Annotated in this window: 2 protein-coding genes; both read right to left on the bottom strand. The window is 66.6% G+C overall.

From position 1 onward, the window contains the following. Positions 1-104: 104 nt before the first annotated feature. Complete coding sequence (locus ACWDNU_RS47185) at positions 105-341, bottom strand: MbtH family protein (protein WP_022565839.1); 237 nt, start codon at positions 339-341, stop codon at positions 105-107. A gap of 120 nt (positions 342-461) precedes the next feature. Beyond that, a complete protein-coding gene (locus tag ACWDNU_RS47180; protein WP_449673625.1) occupies positions 462-935 on the bottom strand; it encodes an alpha/beta fold hydrolase in 474 nt (157 codons plus the stop codon). Positions 936-1,021 lie beyond the last annotated feature (86 nt).

Below are 1,021 nucleotides of genomic sequence, written 5' to 3'. Positions count from 1 at the left end.
GGCAGCGATCATCATAGCGGGACGCGGCAGCCGCGTGGCATCGGTAGAGGTGCCACGCGGCCGTCGCGCTCAGCGATGTCCCGGCGCAGTATCGGTGTTACTGCTCAGGACTGGGCGCGGGCCGCATCGTCGGCGGCCATCGCGTCACGCAGGCTCTTGGGACGCATGTCGGTCCAGTTCTTCTCGACGTACTCGACGCACGCGGCCCGGCTCTCTTCGCCGAACACGACACGCCAACCCGCCGGGACCTCCGCGAAAGCGGGCCACAGGGAGTGCTGCTCTTCGTCGTTGACCAGAACGAAGAAGCGGCCGTCCTCGTCGTCGAAGGGGTTGGTGCTCAATTTCACCTCACTGGATACTGGCGCTGTGTACGGGATCGCTTCGGGGTGCGAGGCCCCGGGCGTTGTGTCGACCCTAGCAAGGCTGACGTTACTGGTAGGTGGTTACCTCAGCCTCGGCGGTCAGACCGCGAAGAAATCGAGGAGGATCTTGTTGACCGCCTCGGGGCGTTCCAGGTAGCCGTAGTGGCCGGTGTCCGGGATTTCCTGGTACCTGGCGCCGGGGATGGCGTCGGCGACTTCCCGCGACAGATAAGGCGGAATCATCCTATCATCGGCGAAGCCAATTGCCAGACAGGGCACCGTGATTGCGCGATAGGCGGCCACCCGCTCGAACTCGTGGTCCATCGCCCGCTGCGCGCGGATGCCCGGGGTCGCTGGCCCGCCGGTGAACTCGAACAGGTCCAGCCAGTCGCGGGCGGCATTGGTGTCGGACATGGTCGCCGGCGACAGATTCACACAACAGAACAGCGAGGCGAGGAACCACCGGAGGAATCCGGCAGGCCGGACCCGCGAGAGGCCACAGACGCGAAGCAGCCGGAACCGCCGAGACGACTCGGCAGGCCGGGGACACGGGCGGACCCCTGACCAAGGCATGCAACCTCTCAGTTCCACACGGCAGCGGTGACGCTGCACGCCGAGGGCCCCAAGCCCTCAGACAGACCGGGCTGACGAGCGCCGAC

It is taken from the genome of Amycolatopsis sp. NPDC003676 (assembly GCF_053587275.1).
This window is presented reverse-complemented; position numbering and strand designations above follow the sequence as displayed.

What these genes read in the sequence shown, in the direction of transcription:
- ACWDNU_RS47180 (WP_449673625.1), bottom strand. Translation starts at nt 935, where the DNA reads ATGCCTTGGTCAGGGGTCCGCCCGTGTCCCCGGCCTGCCGAGTCGTCT.